The organism is Streptosporangium sp. NPDC049644 (genome assembly GCF_040675205.1).
GTDB lineage: Bacteria > Actinomycetota > Actinomycetes > Streptosporangiales > Streptosporangiaceae > Streptosporangium > Streptosporangium fukuiense.
The window spans coordinates 17,809-31,216 of sequence record NZ_JBFAOJ010000028.1 but is presented as its reverse complement, the minus strand read 5'-3'; the positions used below and the strand labels follow the sequence as shown (position 1 = coordinate 31,216).

The following is a 13,408-nucleotide window of genomic DNA, read 5'->3' as shown; positions in this document are numbered from 1 at the left end:
CGTAGGAAGCGAGGGGAAATGGATCTGAGTGCCGCCGTGTGGCGGAAGTCGTCGCGATCCGGAGACAACGGCGGCCAGTGCGTCGAGGTCGCCGCCAACCTGCCCGGTGCCGTCGCGGTCCGTGACAGCAAGGACCCGCGCGGCCCCAACCTGCTCCTCACCCCCGCCGGATGGCGGTCCTTCGTCCACGGCATCAAGGCGGGAGACTTCGACCACCTGAGCTGATTGCCGGGATTGAATCATTTTCGGTTATCCCTTAATGGCGAATAGGATTTCGTCCTTTTCGCTATCGCAACCCCCGATCGGTCAACCGGTCGGGGGTTTTGTGTGTCCAGTAACGGCGCCAGGGTGAGTCGGGATATGAAATCCGAGAAATCGCGTTGCGCGGAGAGTGATCTGTGATCTCTCCGAGTAGCCCGATCGCGGAGAGTGGCCAGACTCGCACGCACTTGGCCGTTGACATCTCCTCGCCTATCCGGCGTCCCGGACTCGGCCGGCCGCCACCAGCCTGGTAGGCCAAGAGATCGGCTCTTCACCGAACACTCCTTATCGTTTATCGTTTTTATCGATAAACGATAAGGAGGTGATTTGTGATGTGGGCGAGACTGCGAGCATGGTCAGTCCGTACTTGGTGGGCGATCTTTGAGAATCTGATCTATCTGGCTTTCGCGGTTGGTGTCATCTCCCTGCTCGGCACCGGATGGATGGCCTCGGGAGTGACCTATACGGGTCCCGCCGCTCAGCTACGGGAGTGGCCTTTCGCCAACCCTCAGCAGGTAGGGCCGTTGAGGATCGGCCTGGAGTACAGCGCCTATCTCTCGCTTGACCGCCCGGCGCGGTGGCAGATCCTTCTGCTGAACATGCCATCGGTGGTGACGGCGCTGCTGACCGCTATCATCGCCTTTCTGCTGTGGCAGATCGCCCGGACCCTCAGGTCCGGTGATCCCTTCGTGCCGCACAACGCTCGCCGGATTTTCGTCATGTCCGGATGCGTAGCCGGATACGGCCTGCTCGTCGAGCCGATCAGGACGCTGGTGGCGGTAATCGTGGTGGACGGGACCCCCGCTGGGGGGATGATCGACACTGATTGGCCGTTCACTCCGGCGCCCATCGGGTTTGCCCTCCTCCTGATCGCACTGGGGTCGATCTTCAAAAAGGGCGCCCGCCTGCGAGAGGACGCGGAAGGGCTCGTCTGACATGCCGCCCGATGCCGAGCACCGCATCCGCGTCCACCTGGATCACTTGCTCGCCGAGCGGGAGATGACGCTCACCGAGCTGGCGGATCGAGTCGGCGTGACGATCGTCAATCTGTCGATCCTCAAGAACGGCAAGGCCAAGGCGATCCGATTCTCCACGCTGAGCGCGATCTGCCGCGAGCTCAGGTGTCAGCCCGGCGATCTCCTCACCTACGAGAGTCGGCCCGGCCACGAGTAGCCGAAAACTGAATCCGGCGCATTGTGGCCGATCTCCGGAAGCTTGTGGTCGGCGCCGTCGTGTATCGCGACGAGCGGGTGTTGATCCTGCGCCGTTCCTCCGGTGACGACTTCCTGCCCGGCATCGAGGAACTGCCCTCCGGTGGTGTCGATGACGGCGAGGATCTTCGGTCGGCGCTGGCCAGGGAACTGGCCGAGGAGATCGGCTGGAGCGGCCCGCTTGTCCGCGACCGGGATTTCGTCGCCGCCTTCGACTACGTGTCCGGTTCGGGGCGCAAGGCCCGCCAGTTCACTCTCGCCCTTCCCGGCAACGCGAGTCCGATCGTCCTGTCCGATGAGCACGACTCCTACCGGTGGATCACTCCCGACGAACTGCCCGACTCCGACCTCACCGACGAGACCGCCGAGGCCGTCCACGACTGGGCCGCGTCCCGCCGCTGACCTGCTCACCGAGGCGTGAAAGCTCAGTCTTGACTTCTCCGGAACCGAAAATCTGTAGTGGCCAGAGTAGACATCAGTGTTGGGTGGGGGTAGAGTTTCTGACATCGCAAGGAACGGATCCACCAGGGCAGAGCAGGACGTAGGCATCACGACGAACTGCCCGGACGAGTGTGGATAGCAGAAGACGACGCAGAAAGACGGGCAGAAGGTCGGACGTGCCGGGACCGAAGTAGTTGAAGGGCCCTGGCCGTGGACGCGCTGCCAACGCAGTGAAGAAGGAGCAACGTCGGACGTGCCGGGACCAGTGCAGGTGAAGGGTTCCGGCCGTGGACGCGCAGCTGCGGCAAGTGATTGACGGGCAGAAGGTCGGACGTGCCAGGACCGAAGCGGTTGAAGGGTCCTAGCCGTGGACGCGCTGCCACAGCAGTGAACGAGTGACAACGTCGGACGTGCCGGGGCCAGCGCAGGTGAAGGGTTCCGGCCGTGGACGCGCAGCTGCGGCAAGTGATGCATGAGGTCAAGACAGCAAGTGATAGCGAAAGGAGTGTTGAACGCCATCAGGATCGCCCGTTGCCGGCTGATGTTCCGCCGCACGGGTACCGCAGTCCCACAGATTGGAAGGTGGTCTACGGTCACGCATACGCGATCCCCGCATCCCCGCCCCCATCGGGCGGCCAATGCGGAAGAAACAGGTCGGCCCCAGGGCCGGTAGATGGTGTTGAACCTCGCGGGCCCCGGCGCATCATGGCGCCGGGGCCCCTGTTGGCATTATGGGAAGGTTGTATGGATCAAACACTGATGGCGTCGGCCGTCCGCTCAGAGCCCCGGCTCCGCGACACCGCCGACAAGGCTGAAACGGCCGACAAGGCCGACACCGCGGGAAGGGCCGAAGGGCTCCCCGCCACGCCGAGTGACATCTCCGGTCACCGGTTCGACGACGAGGACTACCCCGCCTACAGCATGGGCCGCGCCGCCGAGATGCTCGGCGTCACCCCGGCGTTCCTGCGTAACCTGGGCACCGCCAGACTGATCGAGCCGCAGCGCTCTGAGGGTGGTCACCGCCGCTACTCGCGCTACCAGCTACGCCTGGCCGCCCGCGCACGAGAACTGGTCGACCAGGGCACCGCCCTGGAGGCCGCCTGCCGCATCATCATCTTGGAAGACCAGCTCGCCGAAGCCCTGCGCATCAACACCGAGCTCCAGCAGGTCCGCGACCGACGATCCGACAGCGCGGACCGCCGCTCGGCATGAGGGCCGGCGACCTCGCCCCTCGTCGCCCCGGCGTCGTCACCGCGACAGTTCACGGTTGCCCTGCCTCGCACAGACAGGGCAGCCGTGTCCGTCGGCTGCCGGGAATCGAACGGCACCCTTCCATGAGGCGCCGACGCAGGGGAGCTTGGCCGGTGAGTCGACCGGTTCCATCCGGCAGGCGAACGGGTTTGCATCTCCCGCAGGGGGAGGCGCGAGGGTGAGGGCATGAACGGTGACACGCTCTACTCGATCGGTGAGTTGGCCCGGCGGACCGGGCTGACGGTCAAGGCCATTCGGTTCTACTCCGACCGCGGGATCGTGCCGCCGACCGACCGCAACCCGGCCGGCCACCGCCTCTACGGCCTCGATGCCGTCGCACGCCTGGACCTGCTGCGGACGCTGCGCGACCTGGGACTGGACCTTCCCACGATCCGGAGGGTCGTGAATCGGGAGATCTCGCTTCCCGAGGTCGCCGCGGCGCACGCCGAGGCACTGGCGGCGCAGATCCACGTGCTACGTCTGCGGCACGCGGTGCTGACGGCGGTGGCCAGGCGCGGGTCCACCCCTGAGGAGATGGATCTCATGCACCAGCTGGCCGGGCTTTCCGAGGACGAACGGCGACGTCTGATCGGTGATTTCCTCGGCACCGCCTTCGGCGGCCTGGACGCCGACGCCGGATTCGCGGGGATCATGCGCTCGATGACCCCCGAGTTGCCCGACGATCCCGATGCCGAACAGGTCGAGGCGTGGGTGGAGTTGGCCGAACTGTCCCGGGACCCGGATTTTCGCGCGGTCATGCGGCGCATGGCCGAGCATCTTGCGGCCGAGCGTGCCCAGGGCGACACCACGGTCCTGCGCCGCGACTCCGCCGCGATGGTCCGTGACCAGGTCGGCCCGGCCCTGGCAGTCGGCATCGACCCGGTCTCGCCCCAGGCCGATCCGGTCGTCGCGGCGGTCACGGCTCAGTACGCGCAGGTCTTCGGCTGCGTGGACGACGTCGACCTGCGGCGCCGGCTGTTGGCCCGGCTGGAGACCGCGAACGACCCTCGCCGGGAGCTGTACCTTCGGCTGCTCGCAGTGATCAACGGCTGGCCGGCTCCGGAAAGCCTGACGGGAGTACTCGACTGGTTCATCCAGGCATTGCGTGCCCGGATATCAGGGTAGCGACCCGACTCGACCAGAACCGGGCCAACACAAAAGCCCGCTCCAACGGTGCATCCTCTGGCTCCGCCACGCCATGCTCACGGCTGGGATAATCGGGATAGCGTATGCCCAGGAAGGCGATGTCCTTCTTTGAAGAGTTGCGCACAATCGGAACCCGAGAAGTGTTCTGTACGTCTGACAGGCCGTGAATCACACGCGGATTTTTCGACTGCTCGCGGTTGTGGCGTTATTCGCCGTCGCAGTCGGTGCGGTGTCGGCATGTACGGTCACCGTCACCGACCGTCGGCCGTTGCCGTCTCGGCCTGCGAAGCTACCGAAGCCGCCCGAATTGAACCCCGCTGTCAAGGTGTGGCCCGAGGCCGTGTTCACCCTGCCGGCCAAGCTCAGGAAGGGGCCTAACGTCCAGCCGGTCGCCATGCTTAGTGCGAACGAGGCCCTCATGGTCGCCCCGTTCGCCTCGCGTCCCCAGTTCGTGGCGTACGACCGCCGAACGCGTCGGCACCGGGTGCTGGCCACGGCTCCGAAGTGGAGCGACTGCAGCCTGTGTTACGAGATCCGCAGCGTGGCCGTGGGCGAGGAGCAGATCGTCTGGACCGTCGGGGTCTACCGCTCTGAGCGCTGGAACCCGGGCCTGCGGCACGTCGAGCTGTGGACCATGCCGAGGTCGGGCGGGCAGATGAGTCTGGTGACCTGGCTGACGGGCCACTACGACGAGTTCCCTCTCCAGGATGAGCTGACGATCGACGGCGATCAGATCACCTGGCGGAACGAGAACGGCTCCTACCGGATCCCGCTCTCCGGCGGGAAGCCGCAGGAGATCACTGTTCCGGCCGGAAGCACGCCTGCAGACCGGCTCGATCCGGATGTGCCGTATATGACCTGCGGGGTCGAATGGTGCGTGGGCCAGATGTATCCGCGCGACTATGAACTGACCACGATGCTCGTCCAGCGAAGGGACGGTTCGGGGCGCACCACGTTCCCCGCGCTGGGGGAAGGTCCTCTGATCGATGACAGGTTCGGTCTTTTCGAGCTGCCGTACGTCTATGGAGTCGAGGAGCGAGCCCCTATCAAGGATTGGGGCTCATCCGCGCTCCTGTACGATCGATGTGCCGCCAGGTCGATGCGGGTCGGTGTGAAGCATGAGGTCGAAGACTCCGAGGAGATCGGCTGGGGAGCGTCGAGCGCGAAGGCGCCGATCCTGTTCTGGAGAGAACGGGGCAACCGGTATACGGTGCTGGACCTTTCTCGCATCCCTGATCAGCCCTGCCGGAACTGAGCGGGGAGGCTCGTCCCGCAGAGCCTGTTGAAGGCACGGGGCTACGGTCCGTGCCGGAAGACGCCGCGTATGCGCCCGCCATCTTCGTTGCCCACAGCGGGGTGAGCGGCGCGAGCGCGGCGGCGTCGTCTGGTGCTGTCAGAACCGTAGGCCCGAACAGCACCAGGGCGGTCGATCCAGCGCCGCCGGATCCTTACCCGCCGGCCTGATCGGAGGTACGGAGTGTCTCGGCCGGTCAGAGCCCGAGTTCGTCCAGTTCCTTACGCAGGGCGGTCCGGGAATCCTGGGGCGAGGAGGTGGGGACCGGCCGGGGACGCCTGCGGTCGCGGAAGAGCCAGCCACCCAGCACTCCGGCGAGAAAGCCGAACAGGTGGGCCTGCCAGCCGATGCCCTCCTCGGGCAGCAGCCCGGTGAACTGGTAGGAGAAGCACAGGGCGATGACCACGCCTATCACGATGTCGATCAGGTGCCGGTCGAACGCGCCGCGCACCAGCACGTAGCCGAAGTAGCCGAAGAGGACGCCGCTCGCGCCCGCGCCTGTGGTCTGCGGGTCGGAGGTGAACCAGGCGCCGAGGCCGCTGACCAGGATGATCAGCCCCGTCACGCCGAGGAACTTGGCGACGCCCCGGTAGGCCGACAGGAAGCCGAAGATGAACAGCGGCCCCGAGTTGGCCTGGATGTGCTCCCAGCTCCAGTGCAGAAACGGTGCCGACGCGATGTCGGGCAGGCTCGCCGGGTTCCACGGCTGCACGCCGTGCTCCCAGCTCAGCGAGTAGTTCGACGCCCAGTTGGCGATCTGTATCACCCAGATGAACGCCAGGAACCCGACCATCACCCAGAATGCCTTGCGGGCCTCAGCGACCATGATCTCAGCCGTGCCGTTTTTGGCCTCCACCGGTTCCTTCCCGACTGTCCATGTCTCGTCCGAGAACAAGTATTGAGGTGAGATATTACAAAGCAGAGATCATTATGACCGCGAACAGTGGAAAAGCCGCAGAGGATTCACAAGCCGTCAGAGGTATGGGAATTCCCGGTGCCCGTCCCTTCCCGGGTCTCAGGCGGTCGGCTGTTCGGCGATGGAGTCGACCCGGTCGGGATAGCAGGCGACGTGGTCCTTGATCTCGGCGACGGCAGGGTGCGGCGACTCGTAGAACCAGAGCGCGTCCACCGACCGCAAACGGGCCTAGCGCTGCCACGCCGTCAGCAGATCCTCCGGTGTCCAGGCCGCGGCCAGCGGAAGTCCCGGTTCGTATCCCGACCTCGACACCGCCACTTTCGGCGTCTCCGTGGTCACCCCGGGAACGGCCGCGGAAGCCTGGACCAGCGCGTCGTAGTCGTGGCGGTCGAACGGCCGGGCGTCGAGCCATTTGATCGATCCGACGAAGTGGACCCTGCTCGCGACGGGTTCCCGGTCCGCGCCCACGAGATCGATCTCGGGATTGTTCTGCCGGTTCCACCACCCGCCCACGGCCTCGGTGTCCGGCCACGCGTCGTCCGGAAGCATCCTGACCAGGCAGTCGCGTACGAGTGGCTCCACCGCGCGTCCTCGCCAGGTGGTCCAGGAACGCTCGATCCGTCGCAGCGCCAGATCCGGCCGGCCTCGCTCACTGTCGGCGATGGCCCGCTGCAGGAACGCCAGCCAGAACCGGAGATAGTGGTCGGCCACCCGGTACCGCTTGTTCTTGGTGTCGGGCCGGTCGGAGAGCGGGAGGTCGGTCGCCACCACGCGCTTGGCGATCAGATTCGTGAGGATCGGTGCCAGGGTGCCGGACGGCAACGGTGTCGCTCCTCCCACATTGGCGGCGATCGTGCTGAAGGTGCGTTCTCCGGTTCCGATGGCCTCCAGCACGGTCCGGGCGTAGGTCGCCGACGGAAATTCTCCGAGCAGGGACAACTCGCCGGCGGCGAGAAGAGGTGAAAGCGGGTTGGCAAGGCTGTCGCGCAGGAAGTCGATCCTGGACATGCCGCGCTCCCAGGAACGGACCACCTCGGGGAAGCCTCCGGTGATGAGCAGCGCGTCCACGGCGTCGGCGGCGGGCAACCCGGTCATGTCGGCGACGTCCTGGAGAGCAAGAGGCCTCAGCGTCATGTGAGCGGCCCGGCCGAAGAAGGGGCGGCCGTACTCCTGCAGGGATTCCATCACCGACAGGTCGCTTCCGACGAGGATCAACAGGATCGGCCGGGCTGAGAGATACCTGTCCCAGGCCGTCTGCAGGGCACCCTCGAACTCCCCGTCCTGCTCGATCAGCCACGGAACCTCGTCAAGAACCACGATGCACGGGGTCTCGTCACCCGCGGCCAGCGCCAGCGACCGGAGGGTGTGGTTCCAGTCCTGCGGCGCGGCGCCCTGGAGGAACTCGGCGCCTGCGAGTCCGGAGCAGGCGACGGTCTCGGCGAAATCATTGCGTTCCGCGACCGGACTACGGCCCCTCGTGGCCTGGAAGACGACGTACGGCAGACCGGAACGATCACAGAACTCCTGCACCAGGCGGGACTTGCCCACTCGCCTGCGGCCAGTGATGATCACTGCTCGGCCTCGCGTCCCTCCTCTGCCCTCTGTCGCGAGCCGCAACTGCGCGTCGAGTTGATCGAGATCGAAAGCCCTGCCGGTAAACTTCATCGATTCCACCTTAGTAATAATCAATCTTACTTAGATGAAGTCTACGTTGATGCCGTCACCTGGGCGTGGAAGATGAGAGGCGAGGTGCCGTACGAACTGTTCAGCGGCGAATCCGGTACAGCACGTGCCGGCGTAGCGGCCCCTCGGGCACGTTCGGGTGGTCGAAGTCGGCGGCGGGGTCGCGGGTCATGCCGATCCGGCGCATCACCGCCTGGGAGCGCAGGTTGGTGGTGGTCGTGATGGCGACGATCTCCGGTAGTTCCAGGGCCTTGAAACCGAACTCCAGGCAGGCCAGGGCGGCCTCGGTGGCGTAGCCGTGGCCCCACGCCGAGCGGGTCAGCCGCCAGCCGATCTCCATCTCGGTGAACGGCATGCCCTCGTCCGCCGGGTCCAGGCCGGTGAAGCCGATGAACTCACCGGTCGCCAGGACCTCCACCGCCCACCACCCGTAGTCCCGCTGTTCGAGTCCGGACTGGAAGCGCGCGATCGAAGCGGCACTCTGCTCACGGGTCAGCAGGTCCGGGAAGTGCTCCCGGACCTCGGGATCGGCGTTCATCGCCGCCCAGGGGTCCAGGTCGGAGTCCCGCCAGTGGCGGAGCAGGAGGCGGTCGGTACGTAGTTCGGACATGCCGCCACGCTAAGGCGATCAAGCTCGGAGAGTCGACCGGTTTTGTCCGGAGGACGTCGCCCTGGCGTCCCGGACATCGATCGGCCACCACTGACGGCGCGGCGCCCCTCTCCCTCAAGATCTACGAATGTAGCGCCTGCTTACAGGTATTTGTCAGCTTGTATAGCTGATTGTCCTAAATCTGCTTAATTCGGCACCCGGAATTGGTTTGCCCGTAAATGCATATTGGGGGTTGCCGATCGAATAGGCGGGGTCTAGCTTTGGTCGCGATCTTGAACCCCTCAGTCAAGGAGCGGTGTCAGCATGTCCGAAAACGAAAGAGACGGGTTCAGCCGCCGCGCGCTGGTGGGAGGCCTGGCCGCCACCGGCGTGGGCGCGATGTCGCTGTGGGCCGCCGAACCGGCCGCGGCCAACACCGATCCGTCGGTGTTCATCGTGGACGTCAAGGATCACGGCGCCAAGGGGGACGGCGTCACCGACGACTCGGACGCCATCAAGGCCGCGGTCACCGCAGCGATCGCCGGCCGGACCAATGGCGTGGTGAAGAAGGAGATCTACTTCCCGCCGGGCACGTACAAGGTGACCAAGAAGGACACCCTGATGTGGTCGCCCACCGGCGGAAGAGCCGACCAGATCTTCGGTCTGCGCTTCCGCGGCGCCGGCCCGCGGGTGACCACCATCAACTTCGCCACCGACTTCACCGCCAACAGCGACCCCCGCGAGAACAACCTGATCACGGCCGCCGTCCGGTTGCGGTACGCCTACTTCCAGGACATGGCCTTCCAGTCCACCAACCCCAACAACCGCTTCGCGTACTACTGGTCGGTCGACACCATCGACGACACCTCTCAGTACCCCGAGTACGGCAACGGCCAGAACCAGTACTTCGTCTACCAGAACATCGAATGGAAGGGCGCCTGGGACCGGGTCATCGGCATCGACGGCGACCACGAGGCCAACAACAACAGCGAGCACCACTTCATCCTGTGCTCGACCGACACCGCCTCCGTCTACACCGACGCCTTCCTGCACTGCGGGATCTCCAGCCCGTCCAGCCGCAACCAGCAGAACCAGTTCCTCAACTACTTCATGCTGTCCTGCAACTTCGCGCTCGCGGGGGGTGACTTCTTCCGCTTCGACCGGGGCGGTTCCATCAACGTGATCGGCGGCTCCTGGTCGATGGTCGGCTCCAGCCCCGCCCGGTACTTCTACATGCCGCTCGCCAACGGGGAGATCGGCGCGACCCGGCTGAACGTCAGCGGGGTGCGCTTCGAGCCCAAGAGTGCCAACCACAAGATCATCGACTGTAACTGGAACAACGGCTCGGTCCTCTTCACCTCCTGCTCCGACCTGGCCGCCCTCCAGTATTCGTCGGCCGCCGGCTTCAACCTGCACCGGTACGCGGCCACCTCCAACCGGCTGCCGATCGCCCGTTACCAGGACTGCACGCTGGCCGGGTACCACCTGGTGGACGCTGCGGGCTCCGCCGTGACGAACGGAAAGATGATCTACGAGGGCTGCCGTTTCTACCACACGAACACCGCCGTGGGCACTACCTCCAGCTCGGCCTTCCTGCGCTACGCGAGCGCCCCGGCCCGTTACGCCTTCCGTGACTCCTGGGCCACCGCCGACGTCGCCGGCTGACCCACCCGCATCCCGCTACGTTCCGTCCCGTTCGCGGCGAGCACCGTAGAGCGGAAACGTCATCGCCTTTCCGCGACGTAACGGAAAACGTCCAGGTCGGCCCGCGCGGGCCGACCTGGACGTCACCTGATCAGACGAGGTCGAACCGGTCCAGGTTCATCACCTTGTCCCACGCCGCGACGAAGTCCTTCACGAACTTCTCCTTCGCGTCGTCGCTCGCGTAGACCTCCGCGAGCGCGCGCAGTTCGGAGTTCGACCCGAAGACGAGGTCGACGCGGGTGCCGGTCCACTTGACCTCGCCGGTGGCGGTGTCGCGCCCCTCGAAGACGTTCGCGTCCTCGGAGGTCGCCTTCCACGCCGTGCCCATGTCGAGCAGGTTGACGAAGAAGTCGTTGGTCAGCACCCCGGGGGTCGCGGTGAGGACACCGAGCGGCGACCGCTGGTGGTTCGCGTCCAGGGCGCGGAGGCCACCGACCAGGACCGTCATCTCGGGGGCGCTCAGGGTCAGCAGGTTCGCCCGGTCGACCAGCAGGAACTCGGCCGGCAGCCGGTTGCCCTTTCCGAGGTAGTTGCGGAACCCGTCAACGGTCGGCTCAAGCGCGGCGAACGACTCCACGTCGGTCTGCTCCTGCGACGCGTCCACCCGGCCCGGCCTGAACGGGACCTCGATGTCGACACCGGCGTCCTTGGCGGCCCGCTCGACGCCCACACCACCGGCGAGCACGATCAGGTCGGCGAGCGAGATCTGCTTGCCACCGGTCTGGGCGGTGTTGAACGCCTCGGCGATCCCCTCCAGGGTGCTCAGCACCGTCGCGAGCCGGTCGGGGTCGTTGACCTCCCAGCCGCTCTGCGGCTCAAGGCGGATACGCGCGCCGTTGGCGCCGCCGCGCTTGTCGCCGCCGCGGAAGGTCGAGGCCGACGCCCACGCGGTGGACACGAGATCGGACACCGAAAGGCCCGAGGCGAGGATCCGCTCCTTGAGGGAGGCGATGTCCGCGGCGTCGACGAGCTCGTACGTCACCTCGGGGAGGGGGTCCTGCCACAGCAGCGTCTCGGTCGGGACCTCCGGGCCGAGGTAGCGCACGACCGGGCCCATGTCGCGGTGGGTCAGCTTGAACCACGCGCGGGCGAAGGCGTCCGCGAACTCGTCGGGGTTCTCGTAGAAACGTCGCGAGATCGGGCCGTAGATCGGGTCGAACCGGAGCGCGAGGTCGCTGGTCAGCATGGACGGCGCGTGACGCTTCGACGGGTCGTGGGCGTCGGGCACCGAGTCCTGACCGGCGCCGTGCTTCGGCCGCCACTGGTGCGCGCCGGCCGGGCTCTTGGTCAGCTCCCAGTCGTAGCCGAACAGGTTCCAGAAGAAGTTGTTGGTCCACTTCGTCGGCGTCGAGGTCCAGGTGACCTCCAGACCGCTGCCGATCGTGTCCGCGCCCTTGCCGGTGCCGTAGGTGCTCTTCCAGCCGAGACCCTGCTGCTCGATGGGGGCGGCCTCGGGGTCGACGCCGACGTGGTCCGCCGGGCCCGCGCCGTGGGTCTTGCCGAAGGTGTGACCGCCCGCGATCAGGGCGACCGTCTCCTCGTCGTTCATCGCCATCCGGCGGAACGTCTCACGGATGTCGCGGGCCGAGGCCAGCGGGTCCGGGTTGCCGTTCGGGCCCTCCGGGTTGACGTAGATCAGGCCCATCTGGACCGCGCCGAGGGGGTTCTCCAGCTCCCGGTCGCCGGTGTAGCGCTGGTCGTCGAGCCAGGTGGACTCGGGACCCCAGTAGACGTCCTCGTCGGACTCCCAGACGTCCGCACGGCCGCCGGCGAAGCCGAAGGTCTTGAAACCCATCGTCTCCAGGGCGACGTTGCCGGCCAGGATCATGAGGTCGGCCCAGGAGATCTTCTGACCGTACTTCTTCTTGACCGGCCACAGCAGACGGCGGGCCTTGTCGAGGTTCACGTTGTCCGGCCAGCTGTTGAGCGGCGCGAAGCGCTGCTGGCCGGCCCCGGCACCGCCGCGGCCGTCGCTGATCCGATAGGTGCCCGCGCTGTGCCACGCCATCCGGATCATGAACGGGCCGTAGTTGCCGTAGTCGGCCGGCCACCAGTCCTGCGAGGTCGTCAGCACCTCCGCGATGTCCTGTTTCACGGCCGCGAGGTCGAGGCTCTCGAACGCCTCGGCGTAGTCGAACTCCTCGCCGAGCGGGTTGGAGACGGCGGGGTTCTTGGCGAGGATCCTCAGGTTGAGCCGCTCCGGCCACCACTGGTGGTTTCCGCCACCCTGGGTCGGGTGCGGGGCGCGCTGGTGCGCGACCGGGCAGCCACCTTCGCCCTCCGTCTTCGCGTCTACGACGATTGCGTCATGGTTCTCAGACATGGAATCCTTCTGAAGTAAGAAGATCACTGTGCTCAGGAACTACGGGCGGTGGAACAGTCGGGGCACAGGCCCCAGTAGATGACCTCGGCCTCGTCGATCGAGAAGCCGTGGTCGTTGGACGCGGTCAGACAGGGAGCCTCCCCGGCCGCGCAGTCGACGTCGGCGACGGCACCGCACGATCGGCACACGACGTGGTGGTGGTTGTCTCCGACGCGTCCCTCGAACAGGGCCGGGCTGTCGCCCGGTTCGATGCGGCGTACGAGTCCCGCCGCGGTGAGCGCGTGCAGGGCTTCGTACACAGCTTGAAGGGAGATGTGGCCCACGCGATCGCGCACCCCGGAGGCGATCGCCTCGACGCCGAGGTGATCACCGTCCCGGACGGTCTCGAGCAGTGCGACGCGGGCGGCCGTCACCCGCAGGCCTGCCCCGCGCAGTTCCTCGGCGGTGTTCGGAGTCCTGGGTGCGGTCATGGTGCCAAACCTACCGTCATAAACACGAACGATACAAGAGAACGAACAATCCAAGTCTAGTGCCGTGCGACCCCGGGGTGATCGCGATCATCTCGCGGCAGGGCCGCGCCGGACGCGGT

Annotated in this window: 14 protein-coding genes; 8 read left to right on the top strand and 6 right to left on the bottom strand. The window is 66.3% G+C overall.

From position 1 onward, the window contains the following. Nucleotides 1-18 precede the first annotated feature (18 nt). The 7 genes from AB0J58_RS18125 (at nt 19) to AB0J58_RS18095 (ending at nt 5,565) form a co-directional block, all read left to right on the top strand. Entirely contained in the window at nt 19-225 is a 207-nt protein-coding gene (locus AB0J58_RS18125) for a DUF397 domain-containing protein (protein WP_364216822.1), read from the top strand. A 368-nt stretch (nt 226-593) separates the two neighbouring features. Beyond that, the gene (locus AB0J58_RS18120; protein ID WP_364216820.1) at nt 594-1,196 is read left to right on the top strand and encodes a DUF2975 domain-containing protein; all 603 of its coding nucleotides are present in this window, start codon (nt 594-596) and stop codon (nt 1,194-1,196) included. A 1-nt stretch (nt 1,197) separates the two neighbouring features. After that, nucleotides 1,198-1,434, top strand: coding sequence for a helix-turn-helix transcriptional regulator (locus AB0J58_RS18115; protein ID WP_364216817.1), 237 nt, complete (start codon nt 1,198-1,200; stop codon nt 1,432-1,434). A gap of 23 nt (nt 1,435-1,457) precedes the next feature. Next, complete coding sequence (locus AB0J58_RS18110; RefSeq protein ID WP_364216814.1) at nt 1,458-1,874, top strand: NUDIX domain-containing protein; 417 nt, start codon at nt 1,458-1,460, stop codon at nt 1,872-1,874. A 960-nt stretch (nt 1,875-2,834) separates the two neighbouring features. Beyond that, nucleotides 2,835-3,125: a MerR family transcriptional regulator gene (locus AB0J58_RS18105; protein ID WP_364216998.1), complete on the top strand. Its 291-nt coding sequence runs from the start codon at nt 2,835-2,837 to the stop codon at nt 3,123-3,125. A 225-nt stretch (nt 3,126-3,350) separates the two neighbouring features. Next, nucleotides 3,351-4,289, top strand: a complete 939-nt coding sequence (locus tag AB0J58_RS18100) for a MerR family transcriptional regulator (protein WP_364216811.1) — start codon at nt 3,351-3,353, stop codon at nt 4,287-4,289. A gap of 184 nt (nt 4,290-4,473) precedes the next feature. Continuing rightward, entirely contained in the window at nt 4,474-5,565 is a 1,092-nt protein-coding gene (locus AB0J58_RS18095; protein ID WP_364216809.1) for a hypothetical protein, read from the top strand. 235 nt (nt 5,566-5,800) lie between these two features. Here AB0J58_RS18095 and AB0J58_RS18090 read toward each other — a convergent pair whose 3' ends face one another. From AB0J58_RS18090 to AB0J58_RS18075, 4 genes are all read right to left on the bottom strand, one after another. Continuing rightward, nucleotides 5,801-6,460, bottom strand: a complete 660-nt coding sequence (locus tag AB0J58_RS18090; RefSeq protein ID WP_364216806.1) for a rhomboid family intramembrane serine protease — start codon at nt 6,458-6,460, stop codon at nt 5,801-5,803. 159 nt (nt 6,461-6,619) lie between these two features. Further along, nucleotides 6,620-6,733: a DUF427 domain-containing protein gene (locus AB0J58_RS18085; protein WP_364216803.1), complete on the bottom strand. Its 114-nt coding sequence runs from the start codon at nt 6,731-6,733 to the stop codon at nt 6,620-6,622. Between the two features lie 15 nt (nt 6,734-6,748). Then, complete coding sequence (locus AB0J58_RS18080; RefSeq protein WP_364216800.1) at nt 6,749-8,185, bottom strand: DUF234 domain-containing protein; 1,437 nt, start codon at nt 8,183-8,185, stop codon at nt 6,749-6,751. A 100-nt stretch (nt 8,186-8,285) separates the two neighbouring features. Beyond that, nucleotides 8,286-8,813, bottom strand: coding sequence for a GNAT family N-acetyltransferase (locus AB0J58_RS18075; RefSeq protein ID WP_364216797.1), 528 nt, complete (start codon nt 8,811-8,813; stop codon nt 8,286-8,288). Between the two features lie 303 nt (nt 8,814-9,116). Here AB0J58_RS18075 and AB0J58_RS18070 point away from each other — a divergent pair, with 303 nt between their 5' ends. Then, the gene (locus AB0J58_RS18070) at nt 9,117-10,457 is read left to right on the top strand and encodes a glycosyl hydrolase family 28-related protein (RefSeq protein WP_364216795.1); all 1,341 of its coding nucleotides are present in this window, start codon (nt 9,117-9,119) and stop codon (nt 10,455-10,457) included. A 130-nt stretch (nt 10,458-10,587) separates the two neighbouring features. Here the strand turns inward: AB0J58_RS18070 and katG are convergent, their stop codons facing one another. Further along, nucleotides 10,588-12,819 carry a catalase/peroxidase HPI gene (gene katG, locus AB0J58_RS18065; RefSeq protein WP_364216792.1) on the bottom strand — a complete coding sequence of 744 codons (2,232 nt, stop codon included), beginning with the start codon at nt 12,817-12,819 and terminating at the stop codon, nt 10,588-10,590. 32 nt (nt 12,820-12,851) lie between these two features. Continuing rightward, nucleotides 12,852-13,289 (bottom strand): Fur family transcriptional regulator, encoded by a 438-nt coding sequence (locus AB0J58_RS18060; RefSeq protein ID WP_030911883.1) that lies wholly within the window; start codon nt 13,287-13,289, stop codon nt 12,852-12,854. Between the last annotated feature and the right edge of the window lie 119 nt (nt 13,290-13,408).

Excerpts from the sequence above, each read along its gene's own strand:
- AB0J58_RS18125 (WP_364216822.1), top strand. The coding sequence starts at position 19 with ATGGATCTGAGTGCCGCCGTGTGGCGGAAGTCGTCGCGATCCGGAGAC.
- AB0J58_RS18120 (WP_364216820.1), top strand. The coding sequence starts at position 594 with ATGTGGGCGAGACTGCGAGCATGGTCAGTCCGTACTTGGTGGGCGATC.
- AB0J58_RS18115 (WP_364216817.1), top strand. The coding sequence starts at position 1,198 with ATGCCGCCCGATGCCGAGCACCGCATCCGCGTCCACCTGGATCACTTG.
- AB0J58_RS18105 (WP_364216998.1), top strand. The coding sequence starts at position 2,835 with ATGGGCCGCGCCGCCGAGATGCTCGGCGTCACCCCGGCGTTCCTGCGT.
- AB0J58_RS18100 (WP_364216811.1), top strand. The coding sequence starts at position 3,351 with ATGAACGGTGACACGCTCTACTCGATCGGTGAGTTGGCCCGGCGGACC.
- AB0J58_RS18080 (WP_364216800.1), bottom strand. The coding sequence starts at position 8,185 with ATGAAGTTTACCGGCAGGGCTTTCGATCTCGATCAACTCGACGCGCAG.
- AB0J58_RS18075 (WP_364216797.1), bottom strand. The coding sequence starts at position 8,813 with ATGTCCGAACTACGTACCGACCGCCTCCTGCTCCGCCACTGGCGGGAC.
- AB0J58_RS18070 (WP_364216795.1), top strand. The coding sequence starts at position 9,117 with ATGTCCGAAAACGAAAGAGACGGGTTCAGCCGCCGCGCGCTGGTGGGA.
- katG (WP_364216792.1), bottom strand. The coding sequence starts at position 12,819 with ATGTCTGAGAACCATGACGCAATCGTCGTAGACGCGAAGACGGAGGGC.
- AB0J58_RS18060 (WP_030911883.1), bottom strand. The coding sequence starts at position 13,289 with ATGACCGCACCCAGGACTCCGAACACCGCCGAGGAACTGCGCGGGGCA.